Genomic DNA, 16,023 nt, shown 5'->3' with positions numbered 1-16,023 from the left:
GCGCGCGCGGTTGCGGCACAATACTTGGCGCGCGCGTTCGGCGTGCACGCCAGTTGCGCGAACGGCGGATTTCATGCGTTGACGATGGAGCAACGGATCATGCAGGACAACCAGTACGCGCGGCATGTCTTCGCGTTCAACGGCGACGCGGACGGCCTGTGCGCGCTTCAGCAACTGCGGCTCGCGGAACGCGTGCACGGCACGCTCGTGACCGGCGTGAAGCGCGACATCAGGCTGCTCGAGCGCATCGACGCGGGCGCCGACGACATCGTCACCGTGCTCGACGTGTCGCACGACCAGAACCGCGACGCGTGCGCGCGGCTGCTGCGCGACGGCGCGACGGTCCGTTACTTCGACCATCACTTTGCCGGCGAGCTGCCCGACCATCCGCGCTTCGACGCGCATATCGACATGGCGGCCGACGTCTGTACGAGCGCGATCGTGAACCGCCATCTCGACGGCCGGTACGCGCGCTGGGCGATCGTCGCGGCGTTCGGCGACGAACTGCCGGCGCTCGGCGAGGCGCTGGCGCGCGAGCACGGCGTCGACGAAGCCGAGCGGGGCGTGCTCGCCGAACTCGGGCGCTATCTGAACTACAACGCCTACGGCGAGTGCGTCGGCGATCTGCACTTCGATCCGGCGGCGCTCGCGGACGCGATGCTGCCATGCGTCGATCCGTTCGATTTCGTGCGCGGGACGGCCGTGTTCGCCGCGTTGCGCGACGGCTACCGCGACGACATGGCGCGCGCGTGCGCGCTCGCGCCGCTGCGCGAGGTGCCGGGCGCAACGCTGGTCCGGATGCCCGATCATCCGTGGGCGCGGCGCGCGACCGGCATGCTCGCGAACGAGCGAATGCGCGACGCGCCGCATGCGGCGCTCGCGGTACTGTCGCCGCGCGCGGGCGGCGGGCTCGTCGTCAGCGTACGCGTGCCCGACGGCCGGCCGATCGGCGCGGACGAGTTCTGCCGCGGCTTCGCGACCGGGGGCGGGCGCAAGTGCGCAGGCGGCATCAACCATCTGCCGGAAGCCGAGTTCGATGCGTTTGCGGAGCGCTTCGAGGCCACGTTCCGGCTCGATTGACGCGATGCATCGTTGACCGGATCAGCCGGTCGCCCCGGCGGGCACGGACGACCGTCGGGCAGCCGCAGCGTGGCTCGATGCGTTCGGCGTTGCGTCGACCGTGCGCGGTGTGCGGTGTGCCCGAACCGTTCGACGTGCAACACCGTCAGAGCAACATGCCGTGCGTGCGGCCGTCCGGCAGCACGACTTCCTTTGAATTGAAGTGGATCGTGCGGTCGCGTTCGGTGTCGCCGTGGCGTGCCGGCCGTGACGACCGGCGTCGACACCACGCAGCGCAGCCGCGACAATACGCGTCTCCCTTTGCTTTCGTCATCGAGGTGCCTGCCCGTGTCTGCCCAGCCGTCCGTTGCCCCCGCGATCGTCTGGTTCCGCGACGATCTGCGCGTGACCGATCAGCCCGCGTTGACGCGCGCGGTCGAATCCGGCCGGCCGCTCGTCTGCGTGTTCGTCGACGACACGGGCGCCGGCGCCGGACCCGCGCTCGGCGGCGCGGCGCGCTGGTGGCTGCACGGGTCGCTGGCCGGGCTCGACGCCGCGCTCGCGCGGCATGGCGGGCGCCTGCTGCTGCTGCGCGGCGACGCGCAGCGCGAGATCGAGCGCGTCGTCGGCGACACGGGCGCGGCCGCCGTGTACTGGAACCGCCGTTATGCGCAGCCGCAGCGCGACGCCGACGCGGCGCTGAAGGCATCGCTCAAGGCGCGCGGCGTGACGGTCGAGAGCAGCAACGGCAGCCTGTTGAACGAGCCGTGGGAGGTGCTGACGGGCAGCGGCGGCCCGTACCAGGTCTTCACCGCGTACTGGCGCGCGGCGCGCCGCGATCGCACGGTCGCCGCGCCGCTGCCGGCACCCGAGCGGATCGCGTTTCATCCATGGTCGCAAGCCGTGCGCGACCGTGCGCTGTCGCTCGACGCACTTGCGTTGCGTCCGCCTGCGCCGGACTGGGCCGGTGGCCTGCGCGACGCGTGGCCGGCGCCCGACGAAGCCGGCGCGCACGCACAGCTCGATACGTTTGTGACGACCGCGCTCGCCGGCTACGCGGACGCGCGCGACCGTCCCGATCGCCCCGCGACGAGCCGGCTGTCGCCGTTCCTGCGCTTCGGCAACGTGTCGCCGCGACAGGTGTGGCATGCGGTGCAGGGCGCCGCGCACGCAGGCGGCGCGGCGTACGCGGCGCACGCCGACAAGTTCCTGAGCGAGCTCGGCTGGCGCGAATTCAGCTACACGCTGCTGTATCACTTCCCGGCGCTCGCGACCGACAACTTCCGCGCGCAGTTCGATGCGATGCCGTGGCGCGACGATCCCGCCGCGTTACGTGCGTGGCAGCGCGGGCGGACCGGCTATCCGCTCGTCGACGCGGGCCTGCGCGAGCTGTGGACGACCGGCTGGATGCACAACCGCGTGCGGATGGTCGTCGCGTCGTTCCTGATCAAGCATCTGCTGATCGACTGGCGCGCGGGCGAAGCGTGGTTCCGCGACACGCTGGTCGACGCCGATCCCGCGAACAATGCGGCGAGCTGGCAATGGGTGGCCGGCTGCGGCGCCGACGCCGCGCCGTATTTCCGCATCTTCAATCCGGTCGCGCAGGGGCAGAAGTTCGACCCGGACGGCGCGTACGTGCGGCGCTGGGTGCCCGAGCTCGCCGGCCTCGACGACGCATCGATCCACGCACCTTGGGAAGCGTCGCCGCTGGCGCTCGAAGCGGCCGGCGTACGGCTCGGCGTCGACTATCCGGCGCCGCTCGTCGAGCACTCGGCCGCGCGCGCCCGTGCGCTCGATGCGCTGGCCACGTTGCCGAAGCGCCGCTGACCGTCCGCTCCGGTTTGCCGCATCAATTGCAGAAGGCGACGTGCTCGAGCAGCGCGTAGGCGACGCCCGCATCGAAGTAGGCCGCGCCGCACCACGCGACGAACGCGAGCGTGCCGGCGGCCAGCGCCGCGCGCATCATGCCCATGCCGCGTTCCCCGATGCCGGGCGCGCGACGCGCGCGTCGTCGATCGGCTGGTGCAGTAGCGCCGCGAGCACGCCGAGCGCGATCGAGCCGATCCACAGCGGCAGGTACGAATGCGTCGCGTCGTACACGAGCGCGCCGAGCCACACGCCGAAGAAGCTGCCGAGCTGGTGGCCGAAGAATACGAAGCCGAACAGCGTCGCGATGTAGCGCACGCCGAACATCTGCGAGATCACGCCGTTCGTCAGCGGGACCGTGCCGAGCCACGTGAAGCCCATCACGGCCGCGAACACATAGACGCTCGTGGGCGACAGCGGCGCGGCGACGAACGCGGCCATCGCGAGCGCACGCACGAGATACAGCACGGACAGCACGTACTTGCGCCGCAGCAGCCCGCCCAGATGGCCGCACGCATAGGTGCCGGCCACGTTGGTCAGCGCGATCAGCGCGAGCGCGACGCTCGCATGGCGCGCCGGCAGCCCGTGGTCGAGCAGGTACGCGGGCAGGTGCGTCGCGATGAAGGCGAGCTGGAAGCCGCACGCGAAGAAGCCCGCGTTCAGCAGCCAGAAGCCGCGATGCGCGAACGCCTCGCGCACGGCTTCACCGATCGACTGTTCAGGGCCGGCGGCGGCGCCCGCCGCCTGCGCGGGCCGGTCGCACAGCAGCACGGCGAGCGGCGCGAGCAACGCGGCGACGAGCGCCAGCGCGATGAACGCGTGCCGCCAGCCGATGCCGCCGATCAGTTCCTGTGCGACGGGCACCATGCAGAACTGGCCGAGCCCGCCGATCGCGCCGGCAACCCCGAGCGCCCAGCCGCGCCGATCGGGCGGGAACAGGCGGCTCAGCGCGCCGTAGATCGACGCGAACGCCGAGCCCGACAGCGCGATGCCGATCACGAGCCCGGCGCCGACGGTGAACACGCCGGTCGTGGCCGCCTGCGCCATCGTGACGAGCCCGGCCGCGTACAGCAGCATGCCGGCGACGATCACCCGCACCGAGCCGAAGCGGTCGGCGATCATCCCGGTGAACGGTTGCGCGACGCCCCAGATCAGGTTCTGCAACGCCAGCGCGAGCCCGAACGCCTCCCGCGACCAGCCGTGGTCGAGCGACACGGGCGCGAGGAACAGGCCCTGCACGTGCCGGATGCCGAGCGCGGCGCCCATGATCAGGCCGCCTGCCAGCACGGGCAGCCAGCGGCGCCGGACTTCCTGCTCGATCGGGGTCATGCGTGTCTCCGGATGAAGGCGCGCGGCGAAACGGTTGCGCTCGATCCGATTAGACGAGCGGGGCGGTCGTCGCTCAAGCGATCATTCGGTCAGGTTGGCATGCGTGACGGGAATGCGAAGGGGCGACGTCGGCTGTCCGCGGTCACGCGCATCCGCACCGTCGGCTCAGGCCGACGTCATGTCGTGCGCGTGCATCGACGCATCGCATTCGGCCGCTTCGGCGAGCATCCAGTCGCGCACGTCGGCGACTTCGCGGCGCGGGGCCGGATCGTGCTGGAACAGCCAGTAGCCGTACGTTTCCGACAGCGTCTGCGTGTGCGGCCCGAGCACCGCGAGCCGGCCGTCGGCGAGCATCGGCGCGACGAGCGCGAGCCGGCCGAGCGCGATGCCCTGGCCGGCGATCGCGGCCTGGATCACCTGATCGTACTGGTTGAAGCGCAGCACGCCTTTCGGGCGCGCGTCGCCGAGCCCGGCCGCGTGCAGGTGCGCGTGCCACTGCAACTGCGGTTGCGGCGGCCCGTCGAATTCGAGCAGCACGTGATCGGCGATCGCGGCCGCGCTCGTGACCGGCCGCGCGGCGAGCGCGGGATGCGCGACCGGCATGACGATCTCGTCGAACAGGCGCAGCGCGCCGGCCGGCGCGCGCTCGCGCGGGCAGTAGCGGATGCCGAGGTCGATGCCCTCCGCGCGCAAATCGAGTACCTTGTCGTTCGCGGCCACGCGCAGGTCGATTTCGGGCAGCCGCGCCTGCAGCCGGCCGAGCCGCGGCAGCAGCCACAGCGCGGTCACGCCGATGCTGGCGGTGATCGTCACGGGCTGGCGCTCGCGCGCGGCGGCGAGCGACGCGACGGTGTCCTGCAGGCCGTGCAGCGCCGCATCGGCGACGCGGAACAGTCGCTCGCCTTCCGGCGTGAATGAAATCTTCCGGTAGCCGCGCTGCAGCAACGTCACGCCGAGATGCGCTTCGAGCGCATGGACCTGGCGGCTGACCGCCGACTGCGTGACGCACAGATCCTGCGCGGCGAGCGTGATGCTCATGCGGCGGCCGACGGCGACGAAGCCGCGGACGAGATCGAGCGACGGGAGGCGGACGAGTGGCGTTGACATGCGCGTGACTCATGCGAACGGAGCAGCAAGATTGGTTGAGAACGCGGCACGCGTCAAGTTCAATGGAGGCGGGTTGGTTGCGGACGGGGAGGCTGAGTCAGCGTTGACGCGCCAACTCGGACCGACCGCTATGCGTGGGATCCGAGTAAGCGCTAAAGCGCTAACTCGGACCGACAGGAGACACGATGACGATTTCGAACGAGGAAAGCGGCGCAGCGCAGGGCAGTCGCGCGGCGGGCGCATTGCCGCCCGAACCCGTGACGCTGCGGGCAGCCGACGGCTACGAACTGCGCGGCCACGTGTGGCGCCATCGCGGCGCCGCCGCAGCGCGGCCCGTGACGGTCATCAACTGCGCGACGTCGGTGCGCTGCGACTACTACTTTCGTTTCGCGGCCTGGCTGTTCGCGCAAGGGCGCGACGTGCTCGTCTACGACTATCGCGGTATCGGCGGATCGCGTCCGGCGCAGCTCGCGAAGCTGCGCGCGAACTGGCTCGACTGGGGACGGCTCGATTGTGAAGCCGCGCTGCACTATGCGCGCGACGCGTTTCCGGGCCAGCCGCTCGATGTGGTTGCGCACAGCATCGGCGGCTGCGTGCTCGGCCTCGCGGCATCGAACGTGCACGTGCGGCATGCGGTGACCGTCGGCGCGCAGTACGCGTATTGGCGCGACTATTTGCCCACTGAGCGGCGCCGCATGTGGTGGAAGTGGCATGTCGCGATGCCCGCGCTCGCCGCCGTGTTCGGCTACGTGCCCGCGAAGCGGCTCGGCTGGATGGAGGACACGCCGCGCGGTATCGCGCTGTCGTGGGCGCGTTCGCGGCCGCGTTTCGAGGACGGCTACCTCGGCAGCGTGCTCGACGACGGCGCGGCGAGCCGTGCCGCGTTGCCGGCGCGCTTCGCGGGGCTGTCGGCGCCGATGCTCGCGGTCGGCATCGACGACGACGCGTTCGGCACGGTCGCCGCGATCGAGCGGCTGGTCGGCTACTACACGGGCAGCAACGTCACGCATCTGCGGATCGCGCCGGCCGACATCGGCGTCGACGCGATCGGTCATTTCGCGTTTTTCCACAGCCGCTTCACCGACACGCTGTGGCCGGTCGCGTTGTACTGGCTGCAACACGGCGTGCTGCCGGCCGATGCACCGGGCGTCGTGCACGCGCTGCACCCGACGTCGCGCGGGCGAGTGACGGGGAGCGGCGTGCCGGGCAGGGCGGCGAGCGGGTGACCCAGCCTGTGCGAGCGCGACGCGCAGCCTCGTTTGCGTCGCGCGCCCGCAGCAGCAGCCGGACGCCGCCGCGATCGATTAACATCGGACGTTTCGCTCCCATGCACAGACTGCCGCGCGCCGATGTCCATTCCGTCCGATTCCGCTTCTCCCGTTGAAACGCCCCGCGCATGGCGCATGCACGCACTCGACGTGCCGCCCGCCGCCGCGCGCGCCGGCGTGCGGATCGCGCGCATCGATTTCGACTGGCGCGTCCCGCTCGCGTCGCCCGCGTATGCGGCGCTGAGCGACGACGAGCGCGCCCGCGCCGCACGTTTCCTGCGGCACGAGGATGGGGTGCGCAGCGCCGCGACGCGCGCCGCGCTGCGCGACGTGCTCGGCGCGGCGCTCGGCATCGCGCCGCGCGCGGTCGCAATCGTCGTCGACGCAGCGGGGCGGCCGTCGCTGGACCCTGCGCATCGTGCGTCGCTCGACTTCAACGTGTCGCATGCGGGCGCTCATGCGCTGCTCGCATGGGTGCCGGCCGGTCGCGTCGGCGTCGATATCGAGGGCTGCAACCGCGCGACGGACTGGCGCGCGCTGACGCGCGAAGTGTGCGCACCCGCCGAGATCGCGTATCTCGACGATCTGCCGTCCGGCGCGCGCGAGGGCGAATTCATGCGGGTGTGGTCCGCGAAGGAGGCGCTGCTCAAGGCGCTCGGCACCGGCATCGTCGGCGGGCTGCGCGCGTTCGCGGTCGTGCCGCCGCGCGACTCGGCGACACCCGCGACGACGATCGTCGACCCGACCGCGCCCGCCGCCGGCGTCGCGGCGTTCGATGCGGCGTGGCTCGATGCGGCGCCCGGCTACGCGGCGTGCGTCGCGTGGACGCGCGCGTAGGCCGAGCGCGACGCGGCGCTTACTCGAGCGGCGCGTCGTTCGGCGCCGCGTAGCGCGCCTTGATCACGTCGCTCATCGGGAAGTCGAACGACAGCCCCTTCGGCGGCACCGGCTTCATGAACCATTTGTCGTACAGCGCATTGATCTCGCCGCTTTTCATCAGCTGCACGAGCACGCCGTCGACGAGGGCCTTGAACTGCGGATCGTCCTTGCGCAGCATGAACCCGTAGGCTTCCGACGATTGCGGCGTGCCGACGAGCTGCCAGTCGGCCGGCTTCGCGGCGAGCTGGCGCACGCCCGCGAGCAGCACGTCGTCCATCATGTACGCGGCCGCGCGGCCCGATTCGAGCGTGAGACGTCCTTCGCCATAGTCCTTCGCGCTGATGATCTGCATGCCCATCTTCTTTTCCTCGTTCATCTTGCGCAGCAGGCGTTCGGACGTCGTGCCCTGGTTCGTCACGACCGTCTTGCCGGCGAGATCGGGGAAGTCGCGGATGCCCGAGCTCGTGCGCGTGAGCAGGCGCGTCGTCGCGACGAAGAAGGTGGTCGAGAACGCGACCTGCGCATGGCGCGCGGCGAGATTGGTCGTCACGCCGCATTCGAGATCGACGGTGCCGTTCTGCACGAGCGGAATGCGGTTCTGCGACGTGACCGGAATGAAGCGCACCTGCAGGTCGGGCTTGCCGGTGCGCGCCTTCACCGCGGCGATCACGCGGTCGCACAGGTCCTGCGAGAAGCCGATGACCTTGCCGCTCGCATCGACATAGGAGAACGGCACCGACGTTTCGCGATGGCCGATCGAAATCAGGTTGGACTGCCGGATCTTCTCGAGCGTGCCGGACAGCGGCTCGGCGGCGACGGACGCGCCGCACGCGAGTGCGCACGCGGCGACGAGCAGGGGGCGGCCGATGCGGGCGGCGAATCGTGACGGGAAGGGCATGACGGTCTCCGTGGCGAATGAGGATCCACATGTTGCCAAATAAAAAATAAAAACAACATATGTTAAATCGCGACCCCGACCGGCCGAGCCGGCGGCGCGTGGCGGACATCAGGGAAACTCCCGAGCCGGAATTATGAAAAACGGGTTGTCTAGACAAGTTCCGATGGCTACACTTCAATCCACTCCGAACTTGTCTAGACAGGATTGCTCACATGATTACGTTGACCCCCGGCCATCTGACCCTCCCGCAACTGCGCCGGATCGCACGCGAATCCGTGCAACTGAAGCTCGACCCGGCCAGCTTCGCGAAGATCGACGCGGGCGCGAAGGCCGTCGCCGACATCGCCGCGAAGGGCGAGCCGGCCTACGGCATCAACACGGGTTTCGGCCGTCTGGCGAGCACCCACATCCCGCACGACCAGCTCGAACTGCTGCAGAAGAACCTGGTGCTGTCGCACGCGGTCGGCGTGGGCGAGCCGATGGCGCGCTCGTCGGTGCGTCTGCTGATGGCGCTGAAGCTGTCGAGCCTCGGCCGCGGCCACTCGGGCATCCGTCGCGAAGTGATGGACGCGCTGATCACGCTGTTCAATGCGGACGTGCTGCCGCTGATCCCGGTGAAGGGTTCGGTCGGCGCCTCGGGCGACCTCGCGCCGCTCGCGCACATGTCGGCCGTGCTGCTCGGCGTCGGCGAAGTGTTCATCCGCGGCGAACGCGCGAGCGCGCTCGACGGTCTGCGCGTCGCCGGCCTCGCGCCGCTGACGCTGCAGGCGAAGGAAGGCCTCGCGCTCCTGAATGGCACGCAGGCATCGACCGCACTCGCGCTCGACAACATGTTCGCGATCGAAGACCTGTACCGCACCGCGCTCGTCGCCGGCGCGCTGTCGGTCGACGCGGCAGCCGGCTCGGTGAAGCCGTTCGACGCGCGCATCCACGAACTGCGCGGCCATCAAGGCCAGATCGACGCGGCCGCGTCGTACCGCGAACTGCTCGAAGGTTCGCCGATCAACCAGTCGCACCGCGACTGCGACAAGGTGCAGGATCCGTACAGCCTGCGCTGCCAGCCGCAGGTGATGGGCGCGTGCCTCGACCAGATGCGTCATGCGGCCGACGTGCTGCTGGTCGAAGCGAACGCCGTGTCGGACAACCCGCTGATCTTCCCGGATACCGGCGAAGTGCTGTCGGGCGGCAACTTCCATGCCGAGCCCGTCGCGTTCGCGGCCGACAACCTCGCGCTCGCCGCGGCGGAAATCGGCGCGCTGGCCGAGCGCCGCATCGCGCTGCTGATCGACGCGACGCTGTCGGGCCTGCCCCCGTTCCTCGTGAAGGACGGCGGCGTGAACTCCGGCTTCATGATCGCGCACGTGACGGCGGCCGCTCTCGCATCGGAGAACAAGACGCTCGCGCACCCGGCGTCGGTCGACTCGCTGCCGACTTCCGCGAACCAGGAAGACCACGTGTCGATGGCGACGTTCGCCGCGCGCAAGCTCGCCGACATCGCGGACAACACGAAGCACATCCTTGCGATCGAACTGCTGGCCGCCGCCCAGGGCGTCGACCTGCGTGCGCCGTACCACACGAGCCCGAAGCTCGCGCCGGTGATGGAGACGATCCGCGGCAAGGTTGCGCACTACGAGCTCGATCACTACTTCGCACCGGACATCGCGGTGATCGCGAAGCTGGTCGGCGAGCGCGCGTTCGCGAAGGTCGCGCCGTTCTCGTTCGCATCGGAACAGTAAGCCGATGAGTGCGCCGGTCTACCAGGAGATCAAGGATTTCATCCTGGGCCGCATTCACGCCGGCGAGTGGGCGGAGGGCGATCAGGTGCCGTCCGAGAACGAACTGGCACGCGAGTTCAAGGTCGCGCGCATGACCGTCAACCGCGCGGTGCGCGAGTTGATGGCCGAGCAGGTGCTCACGCGCATGAAGGGCGCGGGCACCTACGTCGCGCGGCCGAAGTACGAGTCGACGCTGGTCGCGATCCGCAGCATCTCGGAAGAGGTGGGCGCACGCGGGCATGCGTACCGCGCGAGCGTGCTCGGGCTCGACACGATCCGCGCCGACGATGCGCTTGCCGACGAGATGCAGGTGGCCGTGCGCACGAAGCTGTTTCATTCGCAGGTGCTGCACTTCGAGAACGACGAGCCGGTGCAGCTCGAAGAACGATGGGTGAATCCGGCGGTCGCGCCGGATTACGCCGAGCAGGATTTCACGAACACGACGCCGAACCTGTACCTGATGCGCGCGGCGCCGCTGCAGCGCGTCGAGTACCGGATCGAAGCGGCGGCCCCGGCGCCGGAGCGGCGCGAGCAGCTGCGGATGGACGACGTCGAACCGTGTCTGGTTTTACATCGGCGCACCTGGTCGCAGGGCGTCGTCGCCTCGGTGGCGAATTTGTGGCATCCCGGCAGCCGTTATCGCTTCACCGGGCATTTCTGATTCCTTATTGATCTTCCATTTCCTTCGGGAGCAGTCGTCATGAACCATCCGAAACACATCGATCCCCGTCTCGATCCGACGCGCACGATCCGCGCGCCGCGCGGCAGCGAAAAGACCTGCAAGACCTGGCTGGCCGAAGCGGCCTACCGGATGATCCAGAACAACCTCGACCCGGAAGTCGCCGAGCATCCGCATGCGCTCGTCGTGTACGGCGGCATCGGCCGTGCGGCGCGCAACTGGGAATGCTACGACCAGATCCTCGCGTCGCTGAAGGATCTCGAGGAAAACGAAACGCTGCTGATTCAATCGGGCAAGCCGGTCGGCGTGTTCCGCACGCACAAGGATGCGCCGCGCGTGCTGCTCGCGAACTCGAACCTGGTGCCGCACTGGGCGAACTGGGATCACTTCCACGAGCTCGACCGCAAGGGCCTGATGATGTACGGCCAGATGACGGCCGGCAGCTGGATCTACATCGGCAGCCAGGGCATCGTGCAGGGCACCTATGAAACGTTCTTCTCGGTCGCGAACCAGCACTTCAACGGCGATCCGTCGGGCCGCTGGATCCTGACGGGCGGCCTGGGCGGGATGGGCGGCGCGCAGCCGCTCGCCGCGACGATGGCCGGCTTCTCGATGATCGCGGTCGAATGCGACGAGACGCGCATCGACTTCCGCCTGAAGACGCGCTACGTCGACAAGAAGGCGACGACGCTCGACGAAGCGCTCGGCATGATCGACGAAGCGAAGCGCACCGGCAAGCCGGTGTCGATCGGCTTGCTCGGCAACGCGGCCGACGTGTTCGCGGAACTCGTCACGCGCGGCATCACGCCGGACTGCGTGACCGACCAGACGAGCGCGCACGACCCGATCAACGGCTACCTGCCGCAAGGCTGGACCGTCGCGCAATGGCGCGAGGCGCAGAAGGTCGATCCGCAAAGCATCGTGAAGGTCGCGAAGCAGTCGATGGCCGTCCAGGTGCGCGCGATGCTCGCGCTGCAGGAACGCGGCGCGGCGACGCTCGACTACGGCAACAACATCCGCCAGATGGCGCTGGAAATGGGCGTCGAGAACGCATTCGACTTCCCGGGCTTCGTGCCGGCGTATATCCGCCCGCTGTTCTGCGAAGGCAAGGGCCCGTTCCGCTGGGTCGCGCTGTCCGGCGATCCGGAAGACATCTACAAGACCGACCAGAAGGTGAAGGAGCTGATCCCCGACGATCCGCACCTGCACAACTGGCTCGACATGGCGCGTGAGCGCATCGCGTTCCAGGGCCTGCCGGCACGGATCTGCTGGGTCGGCGTGAAGGATCGCTACCGCCTCGGCCAGGCGTTCAACGAGATGGTCAAGAACGGCGAACTGAAGGCGCCGATCGTGATCGGCCGCGACCACCTCGACACGGGTTCGGTCGCGAGCCCGAACCGCGAAACGGAATCGATGAAGGACGGTTCGGACGCCGTCAGCGACTGGCCGCTGCTGAACGCGCTGCTGAACACCGCGGGCGGCGCATCGTGGGTGTCGCTGCACCATGGCGGCGGCGTCGGCATGGGCTTCTCGCAGCACTCGGGCGTCGTGATCGTCGCCGACGGTACGGCCGACGCGCACGAGCGTCTCGGTCGCGTGCTGCTGAACGATCCTGCGACGGGCGTGATGCGCCATGCGGATGCCGGCTACGAACTCGCGCAGCAGACGGCCCGCGAAGCCGGCCTGAAGCTGCCGATGCTCGGCCGCTGAGCATGACGGCGCTCGACCAGGCGCCGGTGAACGTGACGACGATCCGCGCGGCGGATCTCGTCGCGTCGCCGTGGAAGAACGGCGGCGGCGTGACGCGCGAGATCGGCGCGTTCCCGCCCGGCGCGGCACTCGATGCGTTCGCGTGGCGCGTGAGCGTCGCGGACGTCGGCACGGCCGGGCCGTTCTCGCGTTTCGACGGCGTCGACCGCACGCTCGTGCTGCTGTCCGGCGCGGGCATGACGCTCGCCGAAGCGGGCGGCACGCGGCACGTGCTCGATGCACCGCTGGCCCGTGCGGATTTTGCGGGCGAGACGGCGATCGACGCGATGCTGCACGACGGCGCGACGCGCGACTTCAACCTGATGACGCGCCGTTCGGCCGCGCGCGGGTCGGTCGACGTATGGCCCGAGGGCACGCACCGCATCGAGCGCGCCGATACCGTGCTGCTGTTCTGCGCGACCGGCGCGGTCGGTGTCGAGATCGACGGCGCGCACTACGCGCTGCAGGAAATGGACACGCTGCGGCTCGACGGGCCGCGGCGTGCGTTTGACGTCGTCGTGAGCGGAAGCGGCGCGCTGCTTGCCGTATCGCTCGCCGTCGGCGAACGAGACTGAACGCATGAAACCGACTGTCTGGCATCACCTGAGGCTGTGTCCGCACGGCCATCCCGACGAGACGATCGACGACGCGGCGATCGCCGTCGACGAAACCGGCACGATCGCGTGGCTCGGCGCATTGTCCGCGCTGCCGCACGGTTATGCGCACTGGCGGCGCGAGGACCTGCACGGCGCGTGGGTGACGCCGGGCCTCGTCGACTGCCATACGCACCTCGTGTACGGCGGCACGCGCGCCGACGAATTCGCGCAGCGCCTCGCGGGCGTCAGCTACGAGGAAATCGCGCGGCAGGGCGGCGGGATCGTGTCGACGGTGCGCGCGACGCGCGCGGCCGACGAGACAGCGCTGTTCGTGCAGGCCGCCGCGCGTCTGCAGCCGCTGCTCGCCGAAGGCGTGACCGCGATCGAGATCAAGTCCGGCTACGGGCTCGACCTCGCGAGCGAGCGCAAGATGCTGCGCGTCGCGCGCCAGCTCGGCGAGCGCTTTCCGGTCAGCGTCTATACGACCTTCCTCGGTGCGCATGCGCTGCCGCCGGAATACGTGGGCCGCGCGGACGACTACATCGACGAAGTGTGCGACCGGATGCTGCCGACGCTGGCCGACGAAGGGCTCGTCGACGCGGTCGACGTGTTCTGCGAACGCATTGGCTTTTCGCTCGCGCAGACCGAACGCGTGTTCGAGGCCGCGACGCGGCGTGGGCTGCCGGTGAAGCTGCATGCGGAGCAACTGTCGAATGCGGGTGGCACGGCGCTCGCCGCGCGTTACCGCGCGCTGTCCGCGGACCACCTCGAATTTCTCGACGAAGCCGGCATCGAGGCGATGAAGGCGGCCGGCACGGTCGCCGTGCTGCTGCCCGGCGCGTACTACTTCATCCGCGAAACGCAACTGCCGCCGATCGAGCTGCTGCGCAAGCACGGCGTGCCGATCGCGCTCGCGACCGATCACAACCCGGGCACGTCGCCGCTCGAATCGCTGCTGCTGACGCTGAACATGGGCTGCACGCTGTTCCGCATGACGGTGCCCGAGGTGCTGCAGGGCGTCACCCGCCATGCGGCCGCGGCGCTCGGCCGCGCGGATCGCCACGGCGCGCTCGAGGTCGGTCGCCAGGCCGATTTCGCCGCGTGGTCGGTCGGTTCGCTGGCCGAGCTGGCGTACTGGATCGGCCGGCCGCTGTGCGAGCAGGTCGTACGCGGCGGCACGACCGTGTTTCGCAGGATGAACGGATAGTTTTTGCGACGGACCGGGTTCGGTACGTGACGTACCGGATCCGGCCGACGCTTTGCAGGGGACCGGACCCGGCGCGCAACGGCGCACTCCGGTCGATCGCCGCGAGGCCGGCGCTGGCGCGACGCGCTCGCGCCTGCCGGCCGCGGCACCGGGCCGGACGAGATGCTCAAGCGCTCGATCCGGTCGATGAGGACACGCAATGACCGACACCCTGTTGTTCGCGGACCATGCCTACCTGCCCGATGGCTGGCGCCGCAACGTGCTGCTGCGCTGGGACGCGGCCGGCACGCTGACCGACGTGACGCCCGACACCGACGCGCCGGCCGGCGTCGCGCGCGCGGCCGGGCCGGTGCTGCCCGGCATGCCGAACCTGCATTCGCACGCGTTCCAGCGCGCGATGGCGGGGCTCACCGAATACCGCGCGAATCCTGCCGACAGTTTCTGGAGCTGGCGCGACCTGATGTACCGCTTCGCGCTGAAGATCACGCCCGACGCGCTCGCGGCGATTGCACGCTGGCTGTATGTCGAGATGCTCAAGTGCGGCTACACGTCGGTGTGCGAATTCCACTACGTGCATCACGCGCAGGACGGCTCGCGCTATCCGCAGATCGCGGAGCTCGGCACGCGCGTGGTCGATGCCGCGCGCGCGGCCGGCATCGGCATCACGATGCTGCCCGTGTCGTACCAGTTCGCCGGCTTCGGCAACAAGCCGCCGCGCGACGACCAGCGCCGCTTCATCAACACGCCCGACGGCGTGCTCGAACTGCTCGACGCGATGCGTCGCGCGGCGCCCGAGCATGGCGGGCTGCGCTACGGCGTCGCGCCGCATTCGCTGCGCGCGGTGTCCGAGAGCGGGCTGCGTGTGCTGCTCGACGGGCTGCCCGGCGATGCGCCGGTGCACATCCACATCGCCGAGCAGACGGCCGAAGTCGACGACTGCGTGCGCGCGTACGGCGCACGCCCGGTCCAATGGCTGCTCGATCGTTTCGACGTCGACGCGCGCTGGTGCCTCGTGCACGCGACGCACGTCGATGCGGCCGAGACGGCGGCGCTCGCGAAGCGTCGCGCGGTCGCCGGGTTGTGCCTGACGACCGAAGCGAACCTCGGCGACGGCGTGTTTCCGGCCGTCGACTACCTCGCGCAAGGCGGCGTGATCGGCGTCGGCTCGGACAGCCACGCGTCGGTCGACTGGCGCTCGGAGTTGCGCCTGCTCGAATACGGGCAGCGGCTCGTGCACCGCGCGCGCAACGTGCTGGCGAGCGAGTCGCAGGCGCACGTCGCCGATCGCCTGTTCGATGCGTCGCTCGCGGGCGGCGCGCAGGCAAGCGGGCGACGCATCGGTGCGCTGCGCGCAGGCTGTCGCGCCGACTGGCTCGTGCTCGATCCCGATCATCCGGCGATCGCCGAACACGACAGCACGGCATGGCTGTCGGGCATCGTGTTCGCCGAACATGGCGAGACGCCGGTGCTCGACGTCTACACGGGCGGCGAGCGCGTCGTGAGCGGCCGCCGCCATCGCGACGAAGCCGCCGCGTATGCCGACTACCGCGCCGCGCTGGCGCAACTGCTGCGCTGAACGCGCGGCACCCGGCGCACGGTGCGCCGGCCGAC

Annotated in this window: 15 protein-coding genes; 10 read left to right on the top strand and 5 right to left on the bottom strand. The window is 69.9% G+C overall.

Annotated features, from left to right (window positions below; genetic code table 11):
* Positions 1-99 precede the first annotated feature (99 nt).
* A complete protein-coding gene (locus tag JYG37_RS13300) occupies positions 100-1,080 on the top strand; it encodes a hypothetical protein (RefSeq protein WP_050018010.1) in 981 nt (326 codons plus the stop codon).
* A 145-nt stretch (positions 1,081-1,225) separates the two neighbouring features.
* Here the strand turns inward: JYG37_RS13300 and JYG37_RS13295 are convergent, their stop codons facing one another.
* Positions 1,226-1,393, bottom strand: a complete 168-nt coding sequence (locus JYG37_RS13295; RefSeq protein ID WP_213345488.1) for a hypothetical protein — start codon at positions 1,391-1,393, stop codon at positions 1,226-1,228.
* Between the two features lie 14 nt (positions 1,394-1,407).
* Here JYG37_RS13295 and JYG37_RS13290 point away from each other — a divergent pair, with 14 nt between their 5' ends.
* On the top strand, positions 1,408-2,886 hold the full coding sequence (locus JYG37_RS13290) for a cryptochrome/photolyase family protein (protein WP_213345487.1): 1,479 nt from the start codon (positions 1,408-1,410) through the stop codon (positions 2,884-2,886).
* Positions 2,887-2,908: 22 nt separating this feature from the next.
* On the opposite strand, the gene JYG37_RS34985 is transcribed toward JYG37_RS13290, so the two are convergent.
* The 3 genes from JYG37_RS34985 to JYG37_RS13280 all read right to left on the bottom strand — a co-directional run bounded on the left by JYG37_RS34985 (position 2,909) and on the right by JYG37_RS13280 (position 5,361).
* Positions 2,909-3,031, bottom strand: a complete 123-nt coding sequence (locus JYG37_RS34985; RefSeq protein ID WP_050017994.1) for a hypothetical protein — start codon at positions 3,029-3,031, stop codon at positions 2,909-2,911.
* The gene (locus JYG37_RS13285) at positions 3,022-4,254 is read right to left on the bottom strand and encodes an MFS transporter (protein ID WP_213345486.1); all 1,233 of its coding nucleotides are present in this window, start codon (positions 4,252-4,254) and stop codon (positions 3,022-3,024) included. Before JYG37_RS13285 ends, JYG37_RS34985 begins: the two co-directional genes overlap by 10 nt.
* 165 nt (positions 4,255-4,419) lie before the next feature.
* The gene (locus JYG37_RS13280; protein ID WP_124557630.1) at positions 4,420-5,361 is read right to left on the bottom strand and encodes a LysR substrate-binding domain-containing protein; all 942 of its coding nucleotides are present in this window, start codon (positions 5,359-5,361) and stop codon (positions 4,420-4,422) included.
* Positions 5,362-5,546: 185 nt separating this feature from the next.
* Between JYG37_RS13280 and JYG37_RS13275 the strand changes: the two genes are divergently transcribed.
* Complete coding sequence (locus tag JYG37_RS13275; RefSeq protein ID WP_213345484.1) at positions 5,547-6,587, top strand: alpha/beta hydrolase family protein; 1,041 nt, start codon at positions 5,547-5,549, stop codon at positions 6,585-6,587.
* A gap of 123 nt (positions 6,588-6,710) precedes the next feature.
* Positions 6,711-7,466: a 4'-phosphopantetheinyl transferase family protein gene (locus JYG37_RS13270; protein ID WP_213345483.1), complete on the top strand. Its 756-nt coding sequence runs from the start codon at positions 6,711-6,713 to the stop codon at positions 7,464-7,466.
* A gap of 19 nt (positions 7,467-7,485) precedes the next feature.
* Here the strand turns inward: JYG37_RS13270 and JYG37_RS13265 are convergent, their stop codons facing one another.
* Positions 7,486-8,406: a glutamate/aspartate ABC transporter substrate-binding protein gene (locus tag JYG37_RS13265; protein ID WP_213345481.1), complete on the bottom strand. Its 921-nt coding sequence runs from the start codon at positions 8,404-8,406 to the stop codon at positions 7,486-7,488.
* Between the two features lie 212 nt (positions 8,407-8,618).
* Here JYG37_RS13265 and hutH point away from each other — a divergent pair, with 212 nt between their 5' ends.
* The 6 genes from hutH (at position 8,619) to JYG37_RS13235 (ending at position 15,988) form a co-directional block, all read left to right on the top strand.
* Positions 8,619-10,142, top strand: a complete 1,524-nt coding sequence (gene hutH, locus JYG37_RS13260) for a histidine ammonia-lyase (protein ID WP_050017988.1) — start codon at positions 8,619-8,621, stop codon at positions 10,140-10,142.
* Positions 10,143-10,146: 4 nt separating this feature from the next.
* Complete coding sequence (hutC, locus tag JYG37_RS13255; RefSeq protein ID WP_213345479.1) at positions 10,147-10,842, top strand: histidine utilization transcriptional repressor HutC; 696 nt, start codon at positions 10,147-10,149, stop codon at positions 10,840-10,842.
* A 39-nt stretch (positions 10,843-10,881) separates the two neighbouring features.
* Positions 10,882-12,570, top strand: a complete 1,689-nt coding sequence (gene hutU, locus JYG37_RS13250; RefSeq protein ID WP_011549425.1) for a urocanate hydratase — start codon at positions 10,882-10,884, stop codon at positions 12,568-12,570.
* A gap of 2 nt (positions 12,571-12,572) precedes the next feature.
* Positions 12,573-13,184, top strand: a complete 612-nt coding sequence (locus tag JYG37_RS13245; RefSeq protein WP_050017986.1) for a HutD/Ves family protein — start codon at positions 12,573-12,575, stop codon at positions 13,182-13,184.
* Between the two features lie 4 nt (positions 13,185-13,188).
* The gene (hutI, locus tag JYG37_RS13240) at positions 13,189-14,412 is read left to right on the top strand and encodes an imidazolonepropionase (RefSeq protein ID WP_050017985.1); all 1,224 of its coding nucleotides are present in this window, start codon (positions 13,189-13,191) and stop codon (positions 14,410-14,412) included.
* A 199-nt stretch (positions 14,413-14,611) separates the two neighbouring features.
* The gene (locus tag JYG37_RS13235) at positions 14,612-15,988 is read left to right on the top strand and encodes a formimidoylglutamate deiminase (RefSeq protein ID WP_213345477.1); all 1,377 of its coding nucleotides are present in this window, start codon (positions 14,612-14,614) and stop codon (positions 15,986-15,988) included.
* Positions 15,989-16,023: the final 35 nt, after the last annotated feature.

This window comes from Burkholderia sp. LAS2 (assembly GCF_018417615.1).
Lineage (GTDB): Bacteria > Pseudomonadota > Gammaproteobacteria > Burkholderiales > Burkholderiaceae > Burkholderia > Burkholderia sola.
This window is presented reverse-complemented; position numbering and strand designations above follow the sequence as displayed.

Excerpts from the sequence above, each read along its gene's own strand:
- JYG37_RS13300 (WP_050018010.1), top strand. The coding sequence starts at position 100 with ATGCAGGACAACCAGTACGCGCGGCATGTCTTCGCGTTCAACGGCGAC.
- JYG37_RS13295 (WP_213345488.1), bottom strand. The coding sequence starts at position 1,393 with ATGACGAAAGCAAAGGGAGACGCGTATTGTCGCGGCTGCGCTGCGTGG.
- JYG37_RS34985 (WP_050017994.1), bottom strand. The coding sequence starts at position 3,031 with ATGGGCATGATGCGCGCGGCGCTGGCCGCCGGCACGCTCGCGTTCGTC.
- JYG37_RS13285 (WP_213345486.1), bottom strand. The coding sequence starts at position 4,254 with ATGACCCCGATCGAGCAGGAAGTCCGGCGCCGCTGGCTGCCCGTGCTG.
- JYG37_RS13280 (WP_124557630.1), bottom strand. The coding sequence starts at position 5,361 with ATGTCAACGCCACTCGTCCGCCTCCCGTCGCTCGATCTCGTCCGCGGC.
- JYG37_RS13275 (WP_213345484.1), top strand. The coding sequence starts at position 5,547 with ATGACGATTTCGAACGAGGAAAGCGGCGCAGCGCAGGGCAGTCGCGCG.
- JYG37_RS13270 (WP_213345483.1), top strand. The coding sequence starts at position 6,711 with ATGTCCATTCCGTCCGATTCCGCTTCTCCCGTTGAAACGCCCCGCGCA.
- JYG37_RS13265 (WP_213345481.1), bottom strand. The coding sequence starts at position 8,406 with ATGCCCTTCCCGTCACGATTCGCCGCCCGCATCGGCCGCCCCCTGCTC.
- hutH (WP_050017988.1), top strand. The coding sequence starts at position 8,619 with ATGATTACGTTGACCCCCGGCCATCTGACCCTCCCGCAACTGCGCCGG.
- hutC (WP_213345479.1), top strand. The coding sequence starts at position 10,147 with ATGAGTGCGCCGGTCTACCAGGAGATCAAGGATTTCATCCTGGGCCGC.
- hutU (WP_011549425.1), top strand. The coding sequence starts at position 10,882 with ATGAACCATCCGAAACACATCGATCCCCGTCTCGATCCGACGCGCACG.
- JYG37_RS13245 (WP_050017986.1), top strand. The coding sequence starts at position 12,573 with ATGACGGCGCTCGACCAGGCGCCGGTGAACGTGACGACGATCCGCGCG.
- hutI (WP_050017985.1), top strand. The coding sequence starts at position 13,189 with ATGAAACCGACTGTCTGGCATCACCTGAGGCTGTGTCCGCACGGCCAT.
- JYG37_RS13235 (WP_213345477.1), top strand. The coding sequence starts at position 14,612 with ATGACCGACACCCTGTTGTTCGCGGACCATGCCTACCTGCCCGATGGC.